General features: G+C 66.8%; 22 protein-coding genes. 11 read left to right on the forward strand and 11 right to left on the reverse strand.

The features are described 5' to 3' along the window. The 3 genes from leuS to VMI09_13310 all read left to right on the forward strand — a co-directional run. On the forward strand, positions 1-2080 hold a 2080-nt coding region (gene leuS, locus VMI09_13300), incomplete at its 5' end, for a leucine--tRNA ligase (protein HTQ25663.1). A gap of 99 nt (positions 2081-2179) precedes the next feature. Further along, positions 2180-2959, forward strand: coding sequence for an enoyl-CoA hydratase/isomerase family protein (locus tag VMI09_13305; protein ID HTQ25664.1), 780 nt, complete (start codon positions 2180-2182; stop codon positions 2957-2959). 263 nt (positions 2960-3222) lie between these two features. After that, a complete protein-coding gene (locus VMI09_13310; protein ID HTQ25665.1) occupies positions 3223-3993 on the forward strand; it encodes an enoyl-CoA hydratase/isomerase family protein in 771 nt (256 codons plus the stop codon). Between the two features lie 77 nt (positions 3994-4070). On the opposite strand, the gene VMI09_13315 is transcribed toward VMI09_13310, so the two are convergent. From VMI09_13315 to VMI09_13330, 4 genes are all read right to left on the reverse strand, one after another. Further along, a complete protein-coding gene (locus VMI09_13315; GenBank protein HTQ25666.1) occupies positions 4071-5366 on the reverse strand; it encodes an adenylosuccinate synthase in 1296 nt (431 codons plus the stop codon). Between the two features lie 77 nt (positions 5367-5443). Next, on the reverse strand, positions 5444-7042 hold the full coding sequence (gene serA / locus VMI09_13320; protein HTQ25667.1) for a phosphoglycerate dehydrogenase: 1599 nt from the start codon (positions 7040-7042) through the stop codon (positions 5444-5446). 9 nt (positions 7043-7051) lie between these two features. Then, positions 7052-8209: an alanine--glyoxylate aminotransferase family protein gene (locus VMI09_13325; GenBank protein ID HTQ25668.1), complete on the reverse strand. Its 1158-nt coding sequence runs from the start codon at positions 8207-8209 to the stop codon at positions 7052-7054. Continuing rightward, positions 8191-8538: a hypothetical protein gene (locus tag VMI09_13330; GenBank protein HTQ25669.1), complete on the reverse strand. Its 348-nt coding sequence runs from the start codon at positions 8536-8538 to the stop codon at positions 8191-8193. Before VMI09_13330 ends, VMI09_13325 begins: the two co-directional genes overlap by 19 nt. Positions 8539-8613: 75 nt before the next feature. Here VMI09_13330 and VMI09_13335 point away from each other — a divergent pair, with 75 nt between their 5' ends. After that, the gene (locus VMI09_13335; protein ID HTQ25670.1) at positions 8614-9666 is read left to right on the forward strand and encodes a hypothetical protein; all 1053 of its coding nucleotides are present in this window, start codon (positions 8614-8616) and stop codon (positions 9664-9666) included. Positions 9667-9756: 90 nt separating this feature from the next. Here VMI09_13335 and VMI09_13340 read toward each other — a convergent pair whose 3' ends face one another. Continuing rightward, complete coding sequence (locus VMI09_13340) at positions 9757-10947, reverse strand: serine hydrolase domain-containing protein (protein HTQ25671.1); 1191 nt, start codon at positions 10945-10947, stop codon at positions 9757-9759. A gap of 221 nt (positions 10948-11168) precedes the next feature. Here VMI09_13340 and VMI09_13345 point away from each other — a divergent pair, with 221 nt between their 5' ends. Continuing rightward, positions 11169-11762 carry a 2-hydroxychromene-2-carboxylate isomerase gene (locus VMI09_13345; protein ID HTQ25672.1) on the forward strand — a complete coding sequence of 198 codons (594 nt, stop codon included), beginning with the start codon at positions 11169-11171 and terminating at the stop codon, positions 11760-11762. 62 nt (positions 11763-11824) lie between these two features. On the opposite strand, the gene VMI09_13350 is transcribed toward VMI09_13345, so the two are convergent. Together VMI09_13350 and murF are read right to left on the reverse strand one after the other, a co-directional pair. Next, a complete protein-coding gene (locus VMI09_13350) occupies positions 11825-12730 on the reverse strand; it encodes a polysaccharide deacetylase family protein (protein ID HTQ25673.1) in 906 nt (301 codons plus the stop codon). Further along, positions 12708-14198, reverse strand: coding sequence for a UDP-N-acetylmuramoyl-tripeptide--D-alanyl-D-alanine ligase (murF, locus tag VMI09_13355; GenBank protein ID HTQ25674.1), 1491 nt, complete (start codon positions 14196-14198; stop codon positions 12708-12710). The genes VMI09_13350 and murF overlap by 23 nt, the downstream gene beginning before the upstream one ends. A 135-nt stretch (positions 14199-14333) precedes the next feature. On the opposite strand from murF, the gene purE reads away from it, so the two are divergent. After that, positions 14334-14828: a 5-(carboxyamino)imidazole ribonucleotide mutase gene (gene purE, locus VMI09_13360; protein ID HTQ25675.1), complete on the forward strand. Its 495-nt coding sequence runs from the start codon at positions 14334-14336 to the stop codon at positions 14826-14828. A gap of 11 nt (positions 14829-14839) precedes the next feature. After that, positions 14840-15694: a hypothetical protein gene (locus VMI09_13365; GenBank protein ID HTQ25676.1), complete on the forward strand. Its 855-nt coding sequence runs from the start codon at positions 14840-14842 to the stop codon at positions 15692-15694. Between the two features lie 52 nt (positions 15695-15746). Here VMI09_13365 and VMI09_13370 read toward each other — a convergent pair whose 3' ends face one another. Together VMI09_13370 and VMI09_13375 are read right to left on the reverse strand one after the other, a co-directional pair. Next, the gene (locus VMI09_13370) at positions 15747-16697 is read right to left on the reverse strand and encodes a helix-turn-helix transcriptional regulator (protein HTQ25677.1); all 951 of its coding nucleotides are present in this window, start codon (positions 16695-16697) and stop codon (positions 15747-15749) included. Positions 16698-16815: 118 nt separating this feature from the next. Further along, complete coding sequence (locus tag VMI09_13375; GenBank protein HTQ25678.1) at positions 16816-18609, reverse strand: glycosyltransferase family 39 protein; 1794 nt, start codon at positions 18607-18609, stop codon at positions 16816-16818. 236 nt (positions 18610-18845) lie between these two features. Between VMI09_13375 and VMI09_13380 the strand changes: the two genes are divergently transcribed. Genes VMI09_13380 through VMI09_13390 form a run of 3 tightly spaced genes read left to right on the forward strand, consistent with a single transcriptional unit; the run spans position 18846 to position 21825 of the window. Continuing rightward, positions 18846-19853 carry a glycosyltransferase gene (locus VMI09_13380; GenBank protein ID HTQ25679.1) on the forward strand — a complete coding sequence of 336 codons (1008 nt, stop codon included), beginning with the start codon at positions 18846-18848 and terminating at the stop codon, positions 19851-19853. A gap of 6 nt (positions 19854-19859) precedes the next feature. Then, positions 19860-20849: a formyltransferase gene (locus VMI09_13385; protein HTQ25680.1), complete on the forward strand. Its 990-nt coding sequence runs from the start codon at positions 19860-19862 to the stop codon at positions 20847-20849. A 10-nt stretch (positions 20850-20859) separates the two neighbouring features. Then, positions 20860-21825 (forward strand): NAD-dependent epimerase/dehydratase family protein, encoded by a 966-nt coding sequence (locus VMI09_13390; protein HTQ25681.1) that lies wholly within the window; start codon positions 20860-20862, stop codon positions 21823-21825. Positions 21826-21834: 9 nt separating this feature from the next. Here the strand turns inward: VMI09_13390 and VMI09_13395 are convergent, their stop codons facing one another. Further along, positions 21835-22500 (reverse strand): class I SAM-dependent methyltransferase, encoded by a 666-nt coding sequence (locus VMI09_13395; GenBank protein HTQ25682.1) that lies wholly within the window; start codon positions 22498-22500, stop codon positions 21835-21837. A gap of 72 nt (positions 22501-22572) precedes the next feature. After that, positions 22573-23052, reverse strand: coding sequence for a Mut7-C RNAse domain-containing protein (locus VMI09_13400; GenBank protein HTQ25683.1), 480 nt, complete (start codon positions 23050-23052; stop codon positions 22573-22575). A 124-nt stretch (positions 23053-23176) separates the two neighbouring features. Between VMI09_13400 and VMI09_13405 the strand changes: the two genes are divergently transcribed. Next, positions 23177-23809: an alpha/beta fold hydrolase gene (locus VMI09_13405; GenBank protein ID HTQ25684.1), complete on the forward strand. Its 633-nt coding sequence runs from the start codon at positions 23177-23179 to the stop codon at positions 23807-23809. Positions 23810-23819 lie beyond the last annotated feature (10 nt).

Here is a 23819-nt window from a genome sequence, read left to right on the forward strand (position 1 = left end):
GCGCGAGATCAATTCCTCCACGCCCGAGTACTATCGCTGGACGCAATGGTTTTTCCTGCTAATGCTCAAGCGCGGTCTCGCCTTTCGCGCGACCGGCTCGCAATGGTGGTGCGAGCTGTGCCGCACGATCCTGGCCAACGAACAGGTGGTCAACGGATGCTGCTGGCGGCATACCGACACGCCCGTCACAAAGAAGGACCTGGAGCAGTGGTTCTTCAAGATCACGGCCTATGCCGACCGCCTGCTCGACGATCTCGAGGGGATCGATTGGCCCGAGCCGATCAAGTTGATGCAGCGCAACTGGGTCGGGCGCTCCGAGGGTGCTGAACTCGCCTTCCCCGTCGAGGGCCATCCGGGCAAGGAAGTCCGCTTCTTTACTACCCGGCCCGATACGGTTTTCGGCGTATCGTTCATGGTGCTCGCGCCGGAGCATCCGTTGGTCGCTGAGATCACCACCGCCGATCGCCGTGCCGCAGTCGACGACTACGTGACGCAGGCCCGCCGCCAGAGCGAGATCGAACGGCTCTCCACGGTCAAGGAAAAGACCGGCGTCTTCACCGGCGCCTACGCGCGCAACCTGTTCAACGGCAAGCTCGTGCCGATCTGGATTGCCGACTACGTCCTGATGGGCTATGGCACCGGCGCGATCATGGGCGCGCCCGGCGAGGATCAGCGCGACTACGAATTCGCAACCAGGTACGGACTCGAGATTCCGCTGGTCACGGCGCCCGCCGATGGCAGCGCGCTGCCCGCGGGGCGCGCGTACCCGGAATACGGCGTCAACATCAACTCGGCGAGCGCCGAACTCAATCTCAACGGGATGAAGACCGCCGACGCTCTTCGCGCCGTATGCAGGTACGCCGAGCAGCACGAGATCGGCCGCGCCACCGTTACTTACCGGATGCGCGACTGGCTCATCTCGCGCCAGCGCTACTGGGGATGCCCGATCCCGATCGTTTACTGCCCGCGCGACGGGATCGTGCCGGTTCCCGAAGAGCAGCTTCCGGTCATGTTGCCCGACATGACCAACTACCAGCCCTCCGGCACCGGGCGCTCGCCGCTCGTCAACGTGCCCGAGTTCGTCAACACTACCTGTCCGAAGTGCGGCGGCCCGGCCGAGCGCGAGACCGACACGCTCGACGGTTTCGCCTGCTCGTCATGGTACTTCCTGCGTTTTGCTTCGCCGCACTACGACCGTGCGCCGTTCGACCGCGCGATGGTGGACTACTGGCTGCCGGTCGACCTCTACGTGGGCGGCGCCGAGCACGCCGTGATGCATCTGCTGTACGCGCGGATGTGGACCAAGGTGATGTTCGACGCGGGCCTGCTGAACTTCAAGGAGCCGTTCGCGGTCCTGCGCAACCAGGGGATGATCTGGGCCGCCGACGGCCAGAAGATGTCCAAGAGCAAGGGCAACGTGGTTACGCCCGACGCGATGGTCGACAAGTACGGGGCCGACGCACTCCGCCTCTGGGAGCTTTTCATGGGCCCGTTCGAGGAGCCGACCAACTGGAACGAGGAGGGCGTGTTCGGCACCGCACGCTACCTCTCGCGCGTGTGGAACGCGGTGCGCCGCTTCGTCGAGGCCGGATCCCCCGGGGATAATCCCAGCGCCGAGACCACGCGGCGCGCGCACAAAACGATCAAGACCGTTACCGATCATATGGAGCGGCTGCGCTTCAACACCGCGCTTGCCACGCTGATGGACCAGCTCAACTACCTGGTCAAGCTCGCGCCCGCCGATTCCGGCCGCTTTGCTTTCGAGAGCTACGTCGTGATGCTGGCGCCGATGGCGCCGCATATCGCCGAGGAGCTGTGGCGCGCGCTCGGCCATACGACGTCGGTCCATCTCGAATTGTGGCCAAAATTCTCGGAGGAGCTTACGCACGACGAGATGGTCACGGTGGTGGTGCAGGTCAACGGTAAGGTGCGCGATCGCTTGGTCGTCGGCGCCGGAGCGCCCGAGGATGAAGTGCGCGCCATGGCGCTTGGGAGCGAGGCCGTTAGGCGCTATCTCGACGACAAGCAGCCGAAGAAGATTATCTACGTTCCCGACAAGCTCGTAAGCATCGTCGTCTAGCGTTCTCGCGATGAGCGGCGCGGCGCGCCCCGCCCCGCGCACATCGTCGACTCATTTTGGTCCGCCGCCTAAGTGCGGCCTTCAAGGAGCGATCCCCCGATGGCCGAAAACGACGTCCTGAGATTCGAACGCCGCGCCAATCACGCGGTGTTGACGCTCAACCGTTCCGAAAAACGCAACGCGCTCAACGGCGCGGTGTTCGAGGCGCTCGACCGCGCGTTCGCCGCGATCGAGGCCGACAAGAGCATCCGCGCGATGGTGCTCCGCGGCGAGGGCGCGGCGTTTTCCTCGGGCGTCGATCTGCGCGAACTGGAGCAGGTCGAGTCGAGCGGCGGGCGCTGGGCCGTCAGCCCGCCGGAGGCCTTCCGGCGTCTAGAGGCGCTGCCGATCCCGACGATCGCGGCGGTGCAGGGCGCGACGCTGACCGGCGGACTGGTGCTGGCGCTGCTTTGCGATCTGCGCGTTGCGGCGGAGAACGCGGGATTGGGGATGACGCCGGCGCGAATCGGCCGGGTGCCCGAATATTTCGTCTTCCGCAAATTTATTGCGCTCATCGGTCCGGCCCACACCGCGGAAATCATGTATACCGCCGCGCCGATCGCGGCGAAGCGCGCGTACGAAATCGGCCTCGTCGATCGTGTGGTGGCCGACGAGCGGCTCGCGACCGAAGCGGAGGCGATGGCCGAGCGGATCGCCGCCAACGCTCCGCTCTCGTTGCGCGCGATGAAGGCCTCGGTCCGCCGCTGTCTCAGCGACGCCTACAACGCCGCGCACGAGGACATCGACGAGATGCGGAAGGCGGTGCTGAGCAGCCGCGACGGCAAGGAAGGCGTGCGCGCGTTTTTGGAGAAGCGCAAACCCGTCTGGTCGGGCGAGTAGCGCGCCTACCCGCTGCGGCCGCCTTGATTCCCCCAGTGTCTTGGGAGGGAGAGGGTGGGGGTCGCGGCGGTTCTGAATGTCTGTTGGAACCGCTGTCTCTGCACACGTCCAGCGATCTGAAGAACGCACGCGGCGGCGCCGTCGGGCCGCGCCGACCGCTTTGCGCGAACCCTTGATGCGCGCGGCGCGCTCGTGCGATGCTCTGCCCGAATACACCCGCGTCTTTCTGAAAAATTTTACCTCAAGCTCAAGGAGCCGCTTTCATGGCCGAAGATATTCTCAAGGTCGAACGCCACCCCAACTACCTCACCATCACGCTCAACCGCCCCGAGAAGCGCAACTCGCTTAACGAGGCGCTGCTCGCCGCGATGGATAAGGCGTTCGCCGCGGTCGACGAGGACAAGGATATCCGCGCGGTCATCGTGCGCGGCGCCGGCAAGAGCTTCTCCGCCGGGCTCGACCTGGCCGAGGCCGATCGCCTCGAGGGCGGCCACACCCCAGTCAGCATCGAGCGCACGTTCCATCGTCTCGAACAGATCCCGGTGCCGACCATCGCCGCCGTGCAGGGCGCGGCGCTGGCCGGCGGATGCGAACTGGCGCTGCACTGCGATCTGCGCGTCGCCGCCGAGGATGCGCGAATCGGGATGACCGTCGCGCGGGTCGGATTGGTCGTGCCCTACGACTTCATCCGCAAGCTGATCGAGATCATCGGCACCGCGAACACCTCGCAAATTCTATACACCGCGGAGCCGGTCAACGCGCAGCGTGCGCTCGCGATGGGAATGGTGCACGAGGTCGTGCCCACCGACAAACTGGATGCGACGGCGGTCGCGTGGGCCGAGAAAGTGTCGGCGAACGCGCCGCTCTCGCTGCGCACGATGAAGCGGAGCATCCGGCGCTCGCTGAGCGCAGCCAACGACACCTGGCACGAGGACATCCTGGAGATGGGCCGGGTCGTGCGCGGGAGCAAGGACGCCCGCGAGGGCGTGCGCGCGTTTTTGGAAAAGCGCAAGCCGGTCTGGCGCGCCGAGTAAGCTGTTCTGAATTTCTGACTCCCTCCCCGAGACCTTGGAGGAGAGATCAAATCATTAGCCGCGCAGAGATGCGGAGCTCACACGAGGAATGGATTCCTCAGCACGATCGTCGCCTCGCGCGGAGCGCCCACCCCGACCATCGCGAGCGGCACGCCGGCAAGCTCCGCGACGCGCTCCAGGTAGTGCCGCGCATTGAGCGGCAGGTCATCGAGCGCGCGCGCGCCGCTTAGGCTTTCGCGCCATCCGGGCATCTCTTCATACACCGGCCGCACGCGCTCGAGCGCGGCGCGCCCGGGCGGCATCTCGACGTGGCGCTCCTTGCCCAATTCATACGCCACGCACACGCGCAGCGGGTCGATCCCGGTGAGAACGTCGAGCTTGGTGAGCGCGAGCCCCCACATCCCGTTCAGCCGCACCGCGAGCCGCGCGAGCACCGCGTCGAACCATCCGATCCGCCGCGGCCGCCCGGTCGCGCTGCCGAACTCCTCGCCCTCGGTGCGCAGCCGGTTGGCGAGCGCGCCTTTGATTTCGGTCGGAAACGGCCCGCCGCCGACGCGCGTCGTGTAGGCCTTGCTGATGCCGAGCACCGCGTCGAGGCGGCCGGGAGCGAGCGGCGCGCCCGAGAAAACCGCGCCTGCGATACAGTTGGACGAGGTCACGAACGGATAGGTGCCGTGGTCGATGTCGAGCATCGTGCCGTGCGCGCCTTCGAACAGGATCCGCCTGCCGGCGTCTGCCGCTTCGGCGAGATAAGCGCCCGTATCGCAGAGATAGGGCAGGACGCACGCGCGCACCCGCTTCATCTGATCGATGATCTCGGAAGCCTTGAGCGGCTTGGCCTTGAGCACGGCGCGCAGATACGCGTTCTTGTCGGCGATATTGCGCTCGAGCTTCTCGCGAAAGCGCGCGTAGTTGACCAGTTCGTCGAAGCGCAGCCCCGTCCGCGCCATCTTGTCTTCATACGCAGGCCCTATACCGAAGCCGGTGGTCCCGATCGCGCGCCTGCCGGCTCGCGCCTCGCGCGCGCGGTCGATCGCGCGATGATACGGCATCACCATGTGCGCATCGCAGCTGAGCTTGAGCAGCGAGGGGTCGGTGAAGCGGCCGCGCGCGCGCAGTGCCGCAATCTCCTCATTGAGCGCGATTGGATCGACCACGGTGCCGTTGCCGATCACGCAGACCTTGTTCGGATGCAGCGCGCCGGCCGGGATCAGGCGCAGGATGAATTTTTCGCCGTCCACGACCAGCGTGTGCGCGGCGTTGTTGCCGCCCTGGAAGCGGACTACCACGTCGGCGTCGGCCGCCAGCATGTCGACGATCTTGCCCTTGCCCTCGTCACCCCACTGGGTGCCGACCACCGCCACTGTCTTCATCGCGTCACATCCATGCGCGGCGCCGCCGCGCGGCGCTCCGCTTCGGCCGCCCCGGGAATATTCTCTGCGCGGCCATTCTAGAGTTTCAGGAGCGCGGCCGAGACGATGGCCGGGATGGTCTTGAGGCGCTCGAGCACCTCGGGTGGAACCGCGCCGTCAACCTCGACCAGGCTGAGCGCCATCCCGCCCGCGCGATCGCGCCCCAGTTCCAGCCCCGCGATATTGATTCCCGCCTGCCCCAGTATCGAGCCGACCGCGCCAACCACGCCCGGCACGTCGCGGTTGTGCAGCATCAGGAAATACCCCTCGGGCACCGCTTCGACGCGGTAGCCGTCGATGCGCACGAGCCTGAGACCGCGGTTGCCGATTACGGCGCCCGCGACCTCATGGATGCCGCGCGCCGTGCGCACGCTCAGCGTGAGCGTGTTGATGTAGTCGGTGGTCTCGCGCGAGCGACTTTCGGTCACGGCGATGCCGCGTTCGCGCGCGATGAACGGGGCGCTCACGTAGTTGAAATCCTGGTCGAGGAAGCCGCTCAGCAGTCCCTTGAGCGCCGCCGCCGTGATCGGCTCGGCCTTGAGTCCGGCCGCCTCGCCGCCGAGTCCGACGGTGATTTGCGCGGGCGGCTCCGCGATAAGCTGCGCCGCGAGCCGGCCCAGGCGCTCGGCCAGCCGCAGATGGGGGCCGAGCGTCTCCAGTTCCTTGGGCGAGAGCGCCGGCATGTTGACCGAATGGCTGATCACGCCATGGATGAGAAATTCCGCGGTCTGCTGCGCAATGTCGATCGCGACCTGGATCTGCGCCTCGTCGGTCGCCGCGCCGAGATGCGGCGTCGCGATGACGTTGTCGAACTTGAGCAGGGGGTGATCCCTGGGCGGCGGCTCCTCGACGAACACGTCGAGCGCTGCGCCCGCCACCTTGCCCGACGCGAGCGCCCCGGCGAGCGCCTGCTCGTCGACGATTCCGCCCCGCGCGCAATTGATGATCCGGACGCCCGGCTTCATCATCGCGAAGGCCGCCGCGCCCACCAGCGATTTGGTGTCGCGCGTGAGCGGGGCGTGCACCGTGATGAAATCGGCGCGCCGGTAAAGCTGCTCCAGCGTCACCATCTCGACTCCGATCCGCGCAGCCGCCTCGCCGGTCAGAATCGGATCGTAGCCGATTACCTTCATCTTGAGCCCGAGTGCTCGGTCGGCCACGATGCGGCCGATATTGCCGAGCCCGATTACGCCCAGGGTCTTGTTGCTTACTTCGATCCCGATGAACTTCCCGCGATCCCATCGCCCCGCGCGCACCGCCGCGTTGGCCGCCGGGATATGCCGCGCGAGCGCCATCATCATGGAGATCGCGTGCTCGGCGGTAGTAACGCTGTTGCCGAGCGGGCTGTTCATCACCACGATTCCGCGTCGCGTCGCCGCTTCGAGGTCGATGTTGTCCACGCCGACGCCGGCGCGCCCGATCACGCGCAGCGAGTCCGCACGCTCGATCACTTCGCGCGTCACGTGGGTCGCGCTGCGCACCACCAGGGCATGGTAAGGCGCGATTATTTCAGCCAGCTCTGCGGGCTTGAGGCCGGTCTTTACGTCAACCGAGATCTCGGGATAGCGGCGAAATACTTCGACGCCCTGCGCATTGAGGGGATCGCTCAGCAGCACGCGCATCGCCGTCTCCGCCATGGCGTTCGCTCAGGCCGCCTCGGCGATCCGGCGCGCGACCGCGGCCACACCCGCGCCCGCCTCGAAGCGATGGCCAAGCTGCCGAAGCGCCATCTCGAGCGCGCCAACCGCGATCAGCATGTCGAAGGGGCTGAGATATCCCATGTGTCCGATGCGCACGAGCTTGCCTTTCATCTGGTCCTGTCCGCCCTGCACCGACACGCCCAACTCGTCGCGCATGTAGCGCACCAGCTTCGATCCGTCGAGCCCGGGCGGTGTCAGAATTCCGGTCACCCCCGGCGCGGGATTGTCGGGCGCGATCAGGTTCAGTCCGAGCGCCGGGGCGGCCGCGCGCGTCGCTTCGGCCATCGTGCGATGGCGCGCGAAGACCTGCGGCAATCCCTCGGCATGAATCATTTCGAGCGACTTGTTGAGCCCGAGCATCAGCGAGACGGCCGCGGTCCATGCGGTGGTATGCTCGTCGCGCTGGGCCTTGAGCTCGCGCATCAGGTCGAAATAATAGCGCGGCGTGCGTGATCGCTGCGCCCGCTCGACCGCGCGCTCCGACAGCGCCAGCATCGCGAGCCCCGGCGGCAGCATCAAGGCCTTCTGGCTGCCGGTGACCAGTGCGTCGATGCCCCATTTGTCCATCTTCTGCTCGAAGACGCCGACCGAGGTGATGCCATCGACGATCAGTAACGTGTCGCGCGCGCGCGTGAGCGCGGCGATTTCGGCCACCGGATGCACTGCGCAGGTCGAGGTCTCGCTTGCCTGCATCAGCACGGCGCGCGCGCCGGGATTGGCGCGCAGTGCCTCTTCGACCTGCTCCGGGCGCGCTGCGCGGCCCCATTCGACGCGGACCTCGTGGCCGGTTATCCCGTAAGCTGCGAGCAGCTTGCCCCAGCGTTCGCCGAACTTGCCGCCGTTGACGTAAACCGCGTGCTCGCCCGGCGCCAGCAGGTTGGTGACCGCCGCTTCCATCGCGCCGGTGCCGCTTGCCGCGAGCAGGATTACCTCCTGGCGGGTGCCGAACAGCGGGCGCATCCGCTCGCGCGCCTGGTCGAGGGCGGCGCTGAACTCGGGCGTGCGGTGATGAATCATCGGCCGCGCCATCTCGAGCAGGACCTCCGGCGGAACCGGCGCCGGTCCGGGAGTGAACAGATATTTTTTTACCGGGCTTTTTGCCACGTTCGTTGCGCGTCTGCGGGGGCGTCGGCCAAAAAAAAGCCTGGTGCCCGCTCGTGAGCGGAGCGCCAGACCCCGAGATCGCCCAAGCGCAAATCGCGTCCCCTAAAACCGATAACCGAGGCTTCCTGCACTGTCAAGGCGGCGTCCGTTTCGCTAGCATCGAAGCTGTCGGCGAAGAGCTTTTTTCGCCGGGCGGACTGTCTCTCCAGGCGGAACGAGGCGATGCGCAAAATCAACCCTTTTCCGTGGTGGCCGTTCTGGCCCGCGGTCGAGCGCGGCGACCCGGTAAACGAAGCGCTCAGAATCGTCGCGGCAATCCTCGTCTTCATCGCAGTCTTCGCGGCGCTCCGTTTGCTGCTCCCGCGCTGAGCGGCCGGGGCCAGCCACGCCGCTCCATACTACGGATGCCGATCGAATACGAAGTCCGCAACGGCGCGTTGCTCTGGATTAGGAATCCGATAAACGGTGTCATCTCGTACGTCGTCGACGTGCGCGGCAAGAGCTTCGCGTTCACGCTCGGCGGCCGCAGCGAACTCGATCCGGCCGCACCCACCCTCGACGCGGACGAGATCGCGAAGGTGCAGGCGGCGTGTCCGTTTTGCCCCGGCAACGAGACTATGGCGCCGGCGGAGATCCTGCGCATCACGCCCGCCGAGTTCCCGCAATGGAAGGGCGACGGGACCGCGGCGGGCGCGGGCACGGGCGCCGGATGGGTGATGCGCGTGTTCAACAACCTCTTTCCGCGGGTTCCGGCCGAGCTCACCGGCGGACGCAACGAGTCCTACATCGTGGTCGAGGATCCGCGTCACTTTTCGACTCTGCATCCGCGCGCCGGCGACCTGATGTGCACCGGCGCGCTTGGCGAGGAACATTTTCTGCGTCTCGTCCAGACCGACGTCGCCGTGATGCGCCGCGTGGCCGAGAATCGCGCGGCGCGGTCGATCGTGATTCGCAAAAACCAGGGGCGGGAGTCTGGCGCCTCGCAGCCGCATCTTCATCAGCAGCTCATCGGCGCACCGTCGGCGCTGCCGGCGCTCGTGGCCGAGGCCGAGGCCGAACGGCGCTCGCCGGGACTTTGGGACGAGTTGATCGAGCTCGTCGAGCGGCTGGGCCTGCTGATCGAGCGGCGTGGGGGGGTGGTGAGCTTCGCGAGCCCAATCGGCGCGTTCCCGCGAAGCTACGATGTGATGATGCCGCGGTTTCGCGGCACGCTGGCTGAGCTTGAGCCGGCCGACCTGCGCCTTTTCGCGCGCGCGATCTGCCGCATCCTGCGCGTACTGGGCCCGCTGCCGCTCGACTACGAGATTCATCAGGGCGAAGGATTGCCGCTCCACGCGCATATCAATTCTCGCCTCTACCCGTACTCGGCCGTGGCGGGGACGCTGAACCTGCCGAGCGTGCTGGTGCAGAACGTGGCGGCGCTCCGCCGTGCGCTCGAGCGCCACGAAGAGTTCTAGGAAGTCAGATCTATCAATTCTCTCCCAAAAACGCGGGAGAGGGGCTCAAAAGATCGCGAAACGATACTTTGCCCGAAGCGGAGGCAGAATTCAGGCGGCGCAGACCGCTGCGAGGCTACAGATCGCGACCCCGCGGCGGCCCTGCCGGAGGTCGTTGCGGTCGAAGCCGTTGGTGCAGTACCCCAGCGAGATTCCGCTTGCCGGATCGGCCCATCCGATCTGTCCGCCCGCGCCGCCGTGCCCGAACGCTGCCGGCGAATTGGTCTTACCGAAGCCGCGGAAATTGGCGAAGCCGTCGTCGCCCGCCACGACCACGCCCAGCGCGCGATTAACCTTGTGCCCCAGGTACGGATCGGTGTAATCGCCTGAGCGCGGCCTGAGCGCTTCCTTGAGAGTCTCCGGCTGCCAGAGCGGCCGCCCGTCCTTGCCGCGGTTGTGCATCACGCCCTGGTAGAACAGCGCCAGCTCGGCCGCGGTCATCACGCCGCCGCCGCCCGGCACGCCCGCCCGGCGCACGTCCGGATAGTTGAAGCCCATTATCGCCGTCTCGGTAACCTCGCTTTCCAACGGCGGCGGGAAGCCCAGCTTGCGCCACTCCTCGTCGGTGAGCGCTTCGCCGACATAGACCAGATCGGCGACGCGCGGATGAAGCTCCGGGGCAAGTCCGAGATGCATTCCGGGCAATCCGAGCGGCAGCGCGATCCGCTCGCGCACGAAGCGGCGGAAATCCATCCCGGAGCGCCGCTCTATGATCTCGGCGATTACCCAGAAGCCGGCCGTGGGATGATAGAAAAAACGATCGCCGGGCGGGAATTCGAGGCGCCATCTGGCGAAGCGCTCCAGGCGTTTGTCGCGGTCGTTCCATTCGTTCTGCGGAAACGACGCGTTGGGAAAGCCGGAGGTGTGCAGCAGCAGTTGTTCGACCGTGACCGAGTCCTTGCCGTTGGTGCCGAACTCGGGAACGATGGCGGCCGCGCGCTCGCGCACGTCGAGCTTGCCTTCGCCGATCAGCATCCAGGCCGCCGCCGACATGATCGCCTTGGTGCACGAGAAGATGGTGTAGAGCGTGTCGTTGGTGGCGGGGCGGTCGGCGCCGCCCTGGACCGCGCGGCCGAAGGTGCGCATCGCGCCGATCCGGCCGCTTCGCGCGATCGCGATCTGACACGACGGCAGCAATCCTTCGCTGACTTCGCGCGCGGCGCGCTCGAAGAGCGCGCCGACCCTTTGCGGATCGAGCCCCACTTCGCGCGGGCTTTCGGCAAACAACTCGGATGCGGACATCGTAGCGGTCTCTCCTCGGAAGGAACTTCTCTTCGAGAAATAACACACCGGCGCGGCGCCGGTCCAACGAGCCACCGGCGAGGACGCGCCACACGCGACCTGCCGCACCAAGTGTGTTTCAGTTGCGTCATGAAACCGAATGATGCTATGTAGGTCTATTAGAAAGTTGCATGATGCAACCAAAGCCGGCGCCGCGCCGGCCGCTCGCGGAGGAGCCAGCCATGGCCAGAGAAGTGGAATTTTTCTTCGACTACGGGAGCCCGTTCAGTTATCTCGCCGACACCCAGCTAAAGGGTTTGGCCGAGCGCACCGGCGCGCGCGTGATTTACCGCCCGATGCTGCTCGGCGGCGTGTTCAAGGAGACCGGCAATTCGTCGCCGATCGCGATCGAGGCCAAGCGCAAGTACATGATGGCCGATCTCGAGCGCTGGGCGAAGCACTACGGCGTGCCGCCGCTTCACAACGCGCACTTTCCGATCAACACGATTCGCCTGATGCGCGGCGCGGTCGCGGCCGAACGTCTGGGCGTGTTCCCGCAATACCATCGCGCGATCTACGACGCGTTCTGGCGCGACGGACTCAACCTCGGCGAGACCTCGGTGATGCGCGAGGTGGTGGGACGCGCGGGCCTGGATGCCGAACGAGTGGCGGCGCTTTCGGAAGAGCATGCGGTCAAGGAGGCGCTTCGCGACTCGACCGAAGCGGCGGTCGCCCGCGGCGCGTTCGGCGCGCCGACGTTTTTCGTCGGCGATCAGATGTTCTGGGGCAACGACCGGCTGATGTTCGTGGAAGAGGCGTTGCGCGCGCTGTCGTAGCCCGCGCCGCATGTCCGGCGCGCGCGGCGGCGACGAACCTCTTCGCCGTGCCGGCGGGCCAATCAGGTCGGGTCGGGCCCTTGCGCCGCGATCCATCCGGCGCGCCCGGGCAGCGTCGCGCGCACCACTTCGCAGACCGGAAGTTCCGCCGCGCCGAGGCGCGCCGCTACTTCCTCGAGCCGGACGAATTTCGCTCGGCGTTCCTTGAGCGCACGAATCAGAGCGGCGAAACTCTCCAGTTGGGCCATCCCCTCAGTTTCAGCGTGAACCGTATGAACGTTGAGGCGACCGGGATCGAACTGCGCGAGGTAGAATTCCAGCACCGCGGCCGCGTCCGGCAGGTCCTCGCGGCCCATCACTTCGTCCAGGGTCGGCAGGGTGGTCGGAATCTCGAGGGTATTGAGGATTTGGCCGTCCACGCGGCATCGAAACGGCGTCCTGCCGCGAGTGTCGCTGCGATAGCTGAGCCCCATCGAATCGAGCGTCTTGAGAGCGAGCGCGTTGGTGCGCCATCCGGGCGCCGCGAAACTGCGCGTCGGCTCGCGGAAGATCGCGCGATACGCCTCGAACGCGTCGTTCAGTTCGGCACGGATTCCCGCCTCGCCCAGCTTGTCGATTCCGTCCTGCCAGCGCACGTGATCCCATCCGTGGACGCCGACCTCGAAGCTGGCGCGTTTGAGCCCGCGCACGATATTGGGAAAGGCGAGCGCAATCGGCCGCGCGGGCAGCAGCGTGCCCGAGAGCACCGTGCGCAGACCGTACATCCTGACTGCCCCGGTGCGGCGCATCTTTTTCAGGAAGCCCGGATTGCGCAGCACACGCACCACTGCCCGGCCCGAGTTATCCGGCCCCATCGCGACGTAAAAGCTCGCCGCGACGGCCTCGGCCGTGAGCATCCGCGCAAGGCGCGGCACGCCGAACTCGAGGCCCTGATGCGTATCGACGTCAATTTTCAGTGCGACTTCCAAACCGCTCCCCGAGTGCTTCGACTATGCGCTCCATTCGGATGCCGCGCGAGCCCTTGACCAGCACGACGTCGCCCGCGTGAACCAGTCCGCACACGATCTCCGCGCCGGCGGCGCTGTCGGGCGCGACATGCATGCCGGCGCGCCCGGTAAAACCGGCCGCGCCAACCGCCGCTCCCATCTCCGGCCCCACGGCGATGAACGCTGCCGGCGCAAGGCGCATCACGTTGGCCACGGCCTCGGTATGCATCGCGGGCGCGAAGGCGCCCAACTCCAGCATGTCGCCGAGCGCGACGACCATCCGCGCACCGGACGCCGCGGCGCTTTCGTGCGCGGCGTCGAGCGCGGCGCGCACCGAGCGCGGATTGGCATTGTAGGTATCGTCGATCACCAGCAGACCGCCGAGCACACGTATTTGCAGGCGCCCAGCGACGGGCGCGACGCCTTCGAGCGCGCGCGCGAGGGCGCTGAGCTCGTCAGCCTCAAGCGGCCGGGCGCGTAATGCGGCGGTCGCCGCGACGGCCGCCGCCGCATTGCGCGCGGCGGCCGCGCCGAGCAGCGCGAGCGCGACCTCCAGCCGCGCCGGCGCGCCCGCGGCGACGAGCCGCGGGCTAAGCGCGAGCGTCACGCGCGAGCGCCCGCCGCCCGCGCCTTCGCCGCAGGCGGCGGGCGCTCGCCCGGCCACGCGCACGTCGGCGGCCGCTTCGGCGCCGAAGGTAAGAAGTTCGGCGCCGCGCGGGACGCGCTCCAGCACGAGGCGTTCTTCGGCGGAAGCTACAACCGCGCGCCGCGCGGTGCTGAACAGCGCCGCCTCCTCGTCGGCGATCTCCTCGAGGGTTCCCAAGCCCTCGCTGTGCTCGACGTCGACGTTGAGCACGGCGGCAACGTCGGGCTCGACGATTCGCGCAAGACGTGCGATCTCGCCGCGCGTGTTGGTGCCGCATTCCAGGACCGCCGCGCGATAGCGCTCGTTGATCATGAAGATCGTCATCGGTACGCCGATCAGGTTGTTAAGGTTCCCCGGCGTGGCCAGCGTTTCTCCGAAGAGCGCGCGCACGGCGGCGGCGCAAAGCTCCTTGGTACTGGTCTTGCCCACGGCACCGCCGATCGCGACGCACGCAAATGGACCGGCGGCGCGGATGCGCCGCAGATGATGACGCGCAAGGTCGCCCAGCGCGGCCAGCGTGTCGTCAACTTCTATCGCGGCAAGCCTCTCGCCGCCGGCGAGGCGGCAGCCGCGCGCGACGATCGCGGCCGTTGCGCCGCGGCGTGCCGCTTCGCCGAGGTACGCATGTCCGTCGCGATCGGCGCCCTTGAGCGCGACGAAGAGCGCGCCTCGGTCGAGCGTTCGCGTGTCGCTCGTGACTCCGCGCACGACCGTCTCCGGCCCTCCGAACAGTTCGCCGCCGGTTGCGGCGGCAACCTCGTCGAGACGGAAGGCGCACTGGTTGACTGGTATCGGCGTTGCCATCGTTGCGGTCCGCGCGGTTCGCGGCGCATGATCCAAAAACGGACCTAACAGTGATTACGTGGCTCGACGCGGCTTGACAACCATGCGTTGGCGGACAAGCCTCGTTCGTCGGACGCAAGCAAAGGAGAGCGATCGATGACTCAGGCCGCATCGCCGCTAGTCGGCATTATCATGGGGAGCAAAAGCGATTGGGAGCAGATGTCGGCAGCGGCCGAGATTCTGAACGAATTTAAAGTATCGCATGAAGTAAGAGTGCTGTCGGCCCATCGCACCCCCGAAATCACGCTCGACTACGCCGCCTCGGCCTCCGAACGCGGTCTGCAGGTGATGATCGCCGGCGCCGGCGGCGCGGCGCATCTGCCCGGCGTCATCGCGGCCAAGACCATCTTGCCGGTGATCGGGGTGCCGATGATGTCATCGGCGCTGAACGGGATGGATTCGTTGCTGTCGATCGTACAAATGCCGCGCGGCGTGCCGGTGGCGACGATGGCGATTGGCAAGTCCGGCGCCGCCAACGCAGCCTTGTTCGCGGTCACGATTCTCGCGCTCGCCCGCCCCGACCTCGGTGAAGAACTGATCAAATGGCGAGCTGCGCGCGCCCAGGAAGTGCTTCAGCAAAAGCTGCCCTGACGAGACGCGGGATGGAAGGTTCGAGGCTGGAGCTGACGGCAAGAGCGGCGCGCCGCCTGGGAGCGGCCGTCAGCGCCGGAATTTTTGCCGCGATGGCCGTCGTGGTTTATGGCGGGAGCGCGAGGCCCGCGCACGCCGAGGAGCCTCGAATCGTGGTCAAGACCGGCGGCAAGTTGCCGGTTCCGCCCACCGCGGCGCTTGGGGTTATCGCGACCGATCCTGTCTTGCAGCAGGTCCTGAGCCAGGATTTCGAGGTTGCGGGACGGCTGGCGGGTGCGAGCGCGACCTCGGAGGTGACCTTGACCGTCACTCTGACGCATCGCGCGCTCGAGCCGGGAATGGCGCTGAGCGAGGTCGCGCCGGGCAATGGCGCCGCGGTCGCGCTGCTCGAGAAGGCCGGCGTCAAGCCGCTGCCGCTGCCGGAACAGAAGGCGCAGGATGATTCAGACAATGACAACGGCTCCGACGACGACGATAACAACGCGGCCGAGGGCAACTCGGGCGTGAAGAATGACGTCGACAGCTATGAACAACAGGGCCACGTCGCGCACCAGCAAATGCCGATGGGCGGCGCGATGCCGCCGCTGCCGATGACCGGTTGGCCGGTGCCGCCGGCAACCGCGCAGCAGCGCTCAGCGATACCGCCCTACATGCAGACCTACCCGCAAGGCGCCGGCAACTCGCTCGAGAAGACGCGCCACGAGCACGAAGCGAGCGACGTTTACGACACGATTTTCATCGCACGCGCGACGGCCGGAGACACAAGCGCCGAGCTGACCGTGGTGGCCGTGGCTCATCCGGGCTTCGATGCGCACGAAGTCCGCAAGCTCATCGCAGAAGAAATCGCCAACAGCGTGCTCCACTAGACGGGCATCGCGCGGCGGCCGAGCGCGTACCCGGCTGTCCGTGTATCCGCGGTTATTCTTCGGTGCTGTCCGAAGGCGCGGTGGTCCGCTTGGGCGGCGGTGTCTTTGGCGTTTGTCGTGAAGCGCCCGGCGCCGCCGGGCCGCCGACGACGCTGGTCTGCAGCATTTGCGCGGGAGCCGCCGCCTGCGGCGGCGATACGCTCTGCGGTGCGGGCGCGGTCATTGGCGCCGGTGCAACAGCGGGCGGCTCGGCGGCCGGCGGTGCAGGCGCCTCGGCGGCCGGCGGTGCAGGTGCCTCGGCTGCCGGCGGCATCGCGCCGGCCGGCGCGGCAGGTTCGGAAACCGTCTCCGCATGATGGAATCCGAATTCGCCGCGATGGCGTTCGGAGACGATCACGTAAAGCACGACGATCGCCGAGAGCACGATTATCACTACGGCCATGCGCCCCCAAGGGGCGCGTTTGCGGTCGTGCAGCGTCAGCGGCTCGGACATCCGCGGCGCGGCCGCCGCGCCTTCGGCGCGCTGCACCTCGCGCACGAAGCGCATCGCGACCTCTTCGCCGTCGAGGCCAAGAAAAGCCGCGTAGCGGCGCACAAACGGCATCAGGTAGAGCTGATCGGAGATGAGGTCGTAGTCGCTGCGCTCGATCATGTCGAGGTAGTGGGCGGGGATACGGGTTTCGGCCACAACTTCGTCGCGCGAGACGCCGCGCCGCTCGCGCGCCGCGGTGAGGATCTTGCCGAGACTGGGTTCGCCCTCGGCGCCGGTTTTGTCGACGCCAGGTTTGGGCAATTCGGTCGGCGTCGATTGAGCGGCCGCGCCCGCGTCGTCGGCTTTGGCCGCTTCCGAAGGCCCGGTTTCGCCGCCTGGCTTCGAAGGCTTGGGCTGATTATCCGCCGCCTCGGCCTCGTCGCGAGGATTGACGCCGGACTCAGGCTTACCAACGGGCTTGGTCTCGCTTCCGGAACTCACGGTTTCTTCGGTTTCCCGTGCGGCAGACATCCGCCGTCCCCCCTCCCCGCCGCGCGTACAATGCAAGACGCGCGAGGTCCGCGCCGGCCAGACGAACTTACGACAGAAGAAACTTACAATTAGCGCGCCTTGAAACCAAGTCCCCTCTTCATGGACGAAAGTCCGATGTGCACAAGCGCGCCGGCACCGGTTCGGCGACCGCATGATTGTAGAGGGCAAGCTTCTTACCATCGCATCCGACAATAGTCGCGTCCGGCCCGAGCAGGTTCAATACGTGACCGAGGTCGGTGCGATTGACGATCAGAACGGCGCATCCGGGCGCGCGCCATAGCTCCGCCAGGCCGGCGTCGGTTGCGACAAAACTTGCGCTCGCGTCGGCGTCGCGCCCGAACGGGGCCAATTCGCCGCGATAGTCAACCAGCGCTTCGCGATGGCCCGTATAGAACGGCATCGATTGGACGAAATGACGATACGAGGCGAGCCGGCAGTCGGGGACAAGGTAGGGTTCGATCGCGTGCGCGAGTTCGCGGTACGAGACCAGCGGCTGTGCGTCCGTGCGCGCCTTCACCATCATTCCCAGCGTTGCCACGACGCCGAGCGCAAGCGCCGCCACGGCCGCGGCGGGACGTTCAGGACGTCGTCCACGCGATACGATCGCGAGGCATACGAGCGACGCCGCGGTCAGTACCGTCATCGCTACCAGCGCGTCGGCAAGCAGCATCGATTCGGGCTGCGAGGCGTAATACCCACAGGCCATCCCGATAGCCGCGGCCGCCGCGAGGTTGAGCATCACCAGCGTGCCGAAGAGCCTGCGCACTTTCGATGCATCCATCGAAGGGAGGCAGGTGAGCGCATAGCCGGCCATGATCGCGAGCGGTGGCAGTGCCGGCAGGATGTATGAGCCGAGCTTGGCGCGCGGGATCGAGAAGAAGACCAGGATGATTCCGAACCACCAGAGCAGGAACTTGAGCGAGCTTCGCGCGTTGGACCGGCAGGAGGATTGCTCAAGGCCGTCGCCGCCCCCGCCGTCCGACGCACGCATCAATTGCCGCACCCCTGCCGGAACGAACACGATCCACGGCCACATTCCCGCGATCACCACCACGACGAAAAAATACGGGCCCCATCCGTGTTCAGCGTTCGCGAGATAGCGTTCGACGTGTTCGTGGATGACGAAGAAGCGCAGAAATTCGGGATTCCGCTCCGCCGCGAGGACGAACCATGGCGCTACGATCGCGAAATAGATCGCGATCGCGCGTAGCCACGGCATCCGGAGAATCTCCCGCCCGCGCCGCTCGGCCAGTAGCCACGCGAGTCCGACCGCGCCCGTCAGCACCAGCGCAACCGGGCCCTTGGCGAGGGTGCCCGCGGCGGCCATCGCAGCAGACAGGAAGAACCATCGGCGCGCCCCGGCGTCGTCGAACCCCGGCCGATGCGCCGCCGCCTGGAATGCGCCGAGCGCGGCGGCTACGAAAAGCGCGAGCGCCGGGTCGAGCGTCGCGAAGCGGGCGAAGCCGAAGAAGAGAGGCGAGAGCGCGAGCACCATCGCGGCCGCGACTCCCGCCGCAGGGCCGAACATCGCCTCGCCGAGCGCCGCGGTCACGGCGACCTCGGCCACGCTCGCGATCGCGGCCGGCAGACGTACGGCCAGTTCAGTGGGGCCCAGCAGCTTTATCGAGATCGCCTCGGCCCAATAGACGAGCGGAGGCTTCTCGAAATACCGCACCCAGTTGTCGCGCGGAGTAACGTAGTCGTGCGTCAGCACCATCTCGCGCGCGATTTCCGCATAGCGGCCCTCGTCGGGCTCCCACAGCGCGGGCCGGCCGAGCGCCGGCAGATAAAGGATTGCCGCGAGCGCCGCGCAAACGAGGAGACGCCGCGTCCGGTTGTGCTCGGCGAGGAGAGAAGCGGGCGCGGGCAGCGCAGGCGGCGTCGCGGACATGATCGCAAGAGTCTGCGGGCCACGGCGCGCGCCGTCAACCGCGGGTTCATCACCGGAACCGTTTTCTCCGCGCCGAAACCATCTCTTTCCCGTGGTGGAACCGGCTCTTTCCGCGGATTGTCCGGCGCGGTATCGTGTTTGACTTCACGAGGTCGTCTGTAACAATCGCGCACGGCGCTGCGATTAGTTCGTCTCGGGATGAACGGAGTCGCGCCGCGCCGACTGGCGGTAAGAACTTGAGCTCAGCCGAAAAGATCGCTGCGATTCGCGAACCGGCGAGATTGCCCGACGGGTCGCTCGTGTCGGTGGTAGTGCCGGTCTACAACGAAGAGGCGAACCTGCCGGCATTGTGGTCGCGGCTCGAGCCGGTGATGCGCGCGTGCGGACGGCCGTGGGAAGTCCTGTTCGTTGACGACGGCTCTGCCGACCGATCGCTCGAAATCCTGCGCGGGATAGCCGCGAGCGCGCATGGCGCCGTTCGCGTGATTGAACTTGCGCGAAATTTCGGCCAGCACTCGGCGATCCTGGCCGGCTTTCGCCAGTGCCGCGGCGAGGTCGTGGTCACGCTCGACGCCGATCTGCAGAATCCGCCCGAAGAAATCCCGCGTTTGCTAGCCGCGATCGATGAAGGCAACGACGTGGTCGGCGGATGGCGCGAGGTGCGCCACGATATCGCCTATCGCCGCTTTGCCTCCAATCTGCAGAACCGTGTGACATCGATGATCGTGGGCGTGCCGATGCATGACTACGGATGCATGCTGCGCGCCTACCGCCGCCACATCGTCGATACCGTGGTCGCCTGCGACGAGAAGGCGGCCTTCGTCCCGGCGCTGGCCAATTCGTTCGCCAAGCGCGTGGCCGAGATTCCGGTCGCCCATGAGGAGCGCCAGAGCGGCAGCTCGAAGTACAACCTGTTCCGTCTCCTCCATCTGAGTCTGAACCTGATCACGGGCTTTTCGATGATGCCGATTCAGGCAGTGAGCGTCGCCGGAGTCCTGGTGTTCATCCTCGACGCGCTGCTGGTGCTGGTGCTGCTCGCCCACCGCATCTTGTACGGTCCGCAGCAGGAAGGCGCGCTGTGGACGCTGTTCGCATTCAACTTCCTGGTGCTGGGCTTTGTCCTGCTCGCGGTCGGATTGATCGGCGAGTACGTCGGGCGCGTCTACCTCGAAGTGCGCAAGCGCCCGACCTATATCGTGCGGGCCGTGCACGGCGACGAGTCCGCTTCGCTCGAGCGCCGCTAGGAAAACGTGGCCGCCGAAAATCCGCGTTCGACCGCTCCGCCGCAGGGCGCCGTGCGATGCGTGCTCTTCGCTTATCACGAGATGGGCTACGCGTGCATGACAGCGCTGCTCGGGATGGACGCGCAGGTGGCCGCGCTGTTCACGCATGAGGACGATCCGCACGAGGAAATCTGGTGGCGCTCATGCGCCGACCTTGCGCGCCGCAGCGACATGCCGATTTACACGCCCGAGCGCCTCGACCAAGGATGGATCGAACGGATCGCCGCGATGCGCCCGGCGATCATCTATTCGTTCTACTATCGCCACCTGCTGCCCGACGCGGTTCTGCGCGCGGCGCCGCTCGGCGCGTACAACCTCCACGGCTCGCTGCTGCCAGCCTACCGCGGCCGCGCGCCGGTCAACTGGATGCTGGTCCACGGCGAGCGCGAGGCGGGCGTGACGCTGCATCACATGGTCGCGCGCGCGGACGCCGGCGACATCGTGGGTCAGCGCGCCGTCCCGATCGACGACTGCGACACGGCGCTGACGCTATATCGCAAGCTGGTGCCGGCGGGAGCCGCGCTGCTCACGGAGATGCATCCGCTGATCGCGGCCGGGCGCGCGCCGCGGCGTCCGCAGGATCTTTCGCGCGGCAGTTATTTCGGGCGCCGGCGTCCCGAAGACGGAAGGATCGACTGGCGATGGCCGGCGCGGCGCGTCTTCAATCTCGTGCGCGCCGTGACGCATCCGTATCCCGGCGCTTTCTGCTCGCTCAACGGACGCAGGCTCCTCATCTGGGAGAGCAGGATCGCCGCCGAAGCGGGACAGCGCGGCGCGCCCGGCGAGATCGCATCAAGGGCGGACGGGGGCGCGGTCGAGGTTGCGGCGGGCGAGGGCAGTCTTTTGATCACGCGGGCGCAGTTTGACGGCGCGGCGGAAGGTCCGGCGGCCGAGGTCTTGTCTGAAGTTCTGTTGCAGCATGCGCGCGGCGAAGGGCCGCACGCGCGGCTGGAGTAGCGGAGGCAGTATGCGGGTTTTGATTACGGGCGGCGCGGGCTTTCTGGGTTCGCATCTGAGCGACGCGTTCATCGCGCGCGGCGACGAAGTTTTCGTGCTCGACACCGGCGCTATCGCCAAGGTACGCCACCTCCTCGACAATCCGCGCTTCCACTACGTCCACGACAGCGTGTTCAACCTGGAGCTTATCGACAGCCTGGTGTCGAAGTCCGACCTCATCTACCATCTCGCCGCCGTGGTGGGCGTCGAGCACTACGTCGCCGACCCGTACGAGACGCTCAACGTCAACGTCAACGGCACGCAGAACGTGCTGAAGGCGGCCTACAAGCACGGGCGGCGCCTCGTCTTCAGCTCGACTTCCGAGGTTTACGGACGCAATCCCAAGGTGCCGTGGAAGGAGGACGACGACCGGGTGCTCGGCGCGACCACGATCGATCGCTGGTGCTACTCGACCTCGAAAGCGGTGGGCGAGCATTTCTGTTTCGCCTATCACAAGCTCGGGCTGCCCGTGACGGTTGTGCGCTACTTCAATATCTACGGGCCGCGGCTTGACCGCGTGGACGTCGGGCGCCTGTTCACGATCTTCATGGGCCAATTGCTGCGCGGCGCCGATCTCACCGTGATCGGTGACGGCAAGCAGACGCGATGCTTCACCTACGTCACTGACGCGGTGGCCGCGACGGTCGCGGCCGGAATCAATCCCGCGGCCGACGGCCATGCGATCAATATCGGGACCGAGGTCGAAACCACGGTGCTGGAGTTCGCCAACCTGATGATCGAGCTTTACGGCTCGACGAAATCGAAGATCAAATTCGTCAGCCAGGCCGACATTTATGGCCAGAGCTACGAAGATATCCCGCGCCGTGTGCCCGACAACACCAAGATGCGCACGCTGCTCGGCGTCACGCCGAAAGTGACGCTGCGCGAGGGAACGGCGCTCGCGATGGAATGGTTCCGCCGCGAACAGGCCGGCTGAGCGTGGCTCCTACAGCTTGCGCGCGATCGTCAGACCGTCCGAGATCGGCAGCATTACCAGTTCCACCCGCCGGTCGCCCGCCGCGAAGTCGTTGAAGGCGCGAATCGCGACGGTATCTTCGGTCTGATCCGTATCGTCGAGCACCGCGCCCGACCACAATACATTGTCGACCAGGATCAGGCCGCCGGGGCGCGTGCGGCGAAGGATCTCTTCGTAGTAGTGGCGATAGTTGGTCTTGTCCGCGTCGATGAAGGCGAGATCGAATACCGCGTCGGGCGACAGCGCGCGCAGCGTTTCGAGCGCCGGAGCAAGCCTGAGCGTTATCATCGCCGCAACGCCCGCCCGCTCCCAGTAACGCCGCCCGATCGCGGTCCACTCCTCGCTCACGTCGCAGCAGAGCAGGCTACCGCCGGCGGCGAGCCCGCGGGCGATACAGATCGCGCTGTAGCCGGTGAACGTGCCGACCTCGATCGCGCGCCGCGCGCCGATCGCGCGCGCGAGCAGCGTCATGAACGCGCCCTGCTCGGGCGCGATCTGCATCCCGGCCCGCCGCCCCAGCTTTTCCTGGGTTTCGCGCGCCAGGTCCTCCAGCAGCGGGTCGCCGTTGTGCCCGTGGGCAAGCAGGTAGTCGTAGAGCCGGTCATCGAGGGTGACAAATTTTCCGCCGCGTGTCATGGCGGCGATTGTAGCATTGAAGCTCCCGCGGCCGCATCGCAAATGGGCGCCGCGCTTGCGCCCTGGAGGTCGCTACAAGCCCATCGCGTCGAGTTCGCGGCGGATGCGCTCGGGATGGGTAGCGCCCCAATAGATCCGGCCGCATCGTGGGCAGCTCGAGAATCGTTCCTGACTCGCGTAAACAAAGGGCGGCACGCGGCGCGCGACCGACTCGCGCGCGGCGTCGACGAGCGGTTCGTTGCAGTGCGAGCATCGCGTAAAAGCTCCGCGGCGCGGGTCGAACGGAAAGCGCGCAAGGACCTCGCGCAGCTGGTCGCGGAACAGGCAGCTTTCGAGATAGAGCGCGTCGGCGGCGGTGCGCAGGCGCTTGTCGCGAGTCAGCGTCAGGCGGCCCTCCGCGCGTGCCCTGGCGAGCAGTTTATCGCCGCCCAGTTGCGGATCGAAGAGCACGTCGGCACCGAGCAGACGGAGCCATCGCGCGAGCCGCGCGAGCATCCGGTCGGCGGCAAATTTAGGCGCTGATTCAGCGCTCGATTTGAACGATTCGTTCATCGCGCGCCGATATAGTATAGCAGGCGTCGCAGATGGGCCGCCGTGACGCCTGAAGCCGCATTGTCGGGCGCAGCAGAACCGGCACGTTCGATTCCGCAGTGGTAATGACGCGAGGAAGAGATCGATGAAAGAAAACAAGGTCACGTTCAAGTCCGGCGAGCTCACGCTGGAAGGGATGATCGCGCTCCCCGGCGGAGCAGGCTCCCATCGCGCGGCGGTCGTATGCCATCCGCATCCGCTCTACGGCGGTTCGATGTACAACAACGTGGTCGATGCGGCGCTGGAAGCGCTGTGGGCGCGCAGGTTTGCGACTTTGCGCTTCAATTTTCGCGGCGTCGGCCGCAGCGAAGGCGAGTTCGACAACGGCCGGGGCGAGGCCGACGATGCGATAGCCGCGGTCCGGTTTCTGACCGCACATGAAGGAGTGAAGGCCGCCGATGCGCTGCTGGCAGGCTATTCGTTCGGCGCGGCGACGGCGCTTCGCGCGGCGGCGAATACGGAGGCGGTCGCGGCGATAGTCGCGATTGCGCTGCCGCTTGGGATGATCGATCCGTCGGTGCTGGGCGCGATCTCAAAGCCCATTGTGCTGGTCGCCGGCGACCAGGATTCGTATTGTCCGGCCGAGCATCTGACGGCCCTAGCCGAGCGGTTGGGTCCGCTCGCGCGGCTTAAGATCATCCCCGGCGCGGACCATTTTTTCGGCGGCCGCGAGCATGCAATAGTCGCCGCACTCGGCGAGGCATTGGCGACATTGTAGCGGCGGCCGC

Source organism: Candidatus Binataceae bacterium (genome assembly GCA_035500095.1).
In the GTDB taxonomy this organism is placed as follows: domain Bacteria; phylum Desulfobacterota; class Binatia; order Binatales; family Binataceae; genus JAKAVN01.

Coding starts and splice junctions, on each gene's coding strand:
- VMI09_13305 (HTQ25664.1), top strand. CDS start 2,180: ATGGCCGAAAACGACGTCCTGAGATTCGAACGCCGCGCCAATCACGCG.
- VMI09_13310 (HTQ25665.1), top strand. CDS start 3,223: ATGGCCGAAGATATTCTCAAGGTCGAACGCCACCCCAACTACCTCACC.
- VMI09_13315 (HTQ25666.1), bottom strand. CDS start 5,366: ATGAAGACAGTGGCGGTGGTCGGCACCCAGTGGGGTGACGAGGGCAAG.
- serA (HTQ25667.1), bottom strand. CDS start 7,042: ATGGCGGAGACGGCGATGCGCGTGCTGCTGAGCGATCCCCTCAATGCG.
- VMI09_13330 (HTQ25669.1), bottom strand. CDS start 8,538: ATGAAGACGAGGATTGCCGCGACGATTCTGAGCGCTTCGTTTACCGGG.
- VMI09_13335 (HTQ25670.1), top strand. CDS start 8,614: ATGCCGATCGAATACGAAGTCCGCAACGGCGCGTTGCTCTGGATTAGG.
- VMI09_13340 (HTQ25671.1), bottom strand. CDS start 10,947: ATGTCCGCATCCGAGTTGTTTGCCGAAAGCCCGCGCGAAGTGGGGCTC.
- VMI09_13345 (HTQ25672.1), top strand. CDS start 11,169: ATGGCCAGAGAAGTGGAATTTTTCTTCGACTACGGGAGCCCGTTCAGT.
- murF (HTQ25674.1), bottom strand. CDS start 14,198: ATGGCAACGCCGATACCAGTCAACCAGTGCGCCTTCCGTCTCGACGAG.
- purE (HTQ25675.1), top strand. CDS start 14,334: ATGACTCAGGCCGCATCGCCGCTAGTCGGCATTATCATGGGGAGCAAA.
- VMI09_13365 (HTQ25676.1), top strand. CDS start 14,840: ATGGAAGGTTCGAGGCTGGAGCTGACGGCAAGAGCGGCGCGCCGCCTG.
- VMI09_13370 (HTQ25677.1), bottom strand. CDS start 16,697: ATGTCTGCCGCACGGGAAACCGAAGAAACCGTGAGTTCCGGAAGCGAG.
- VMI09_13375 (HTQ25678.1), bottom strand. CDS start 18,609: ATGTCCGCGACGCCGCCTGCGCTGCCCGCGCCCGCTTCTCTCCTCGCC.
- VMI09_13390 (HTQ25681.1), top strand. CDS start 20,860: ATGCGGGTTTTGATTACGGGCGGCGCGGGCTTTCTGGGTTCGCATCTG.
- VMI09_13395 (HTQ25682.1), bottom strand. CDS start 22,500: ATGACACGCGGCGGAAAATTTGTCACCCTCGATGACCGGCTCTACGAC.
- VMI09_13400 (HTQ25683.1), bottom strand. CDS start 23,052: ATGAACGAATCGTTCAAATCGAGCGCTGAATCAGCGCCTAAATTTGCC.
- VMI09_13405 (HTQ25684.1), top strand. CDS start 23,177: ATGAAAGAAAACAAGGTCACGTTCAAGTCCGGCGAGCTCACGCTGGAA.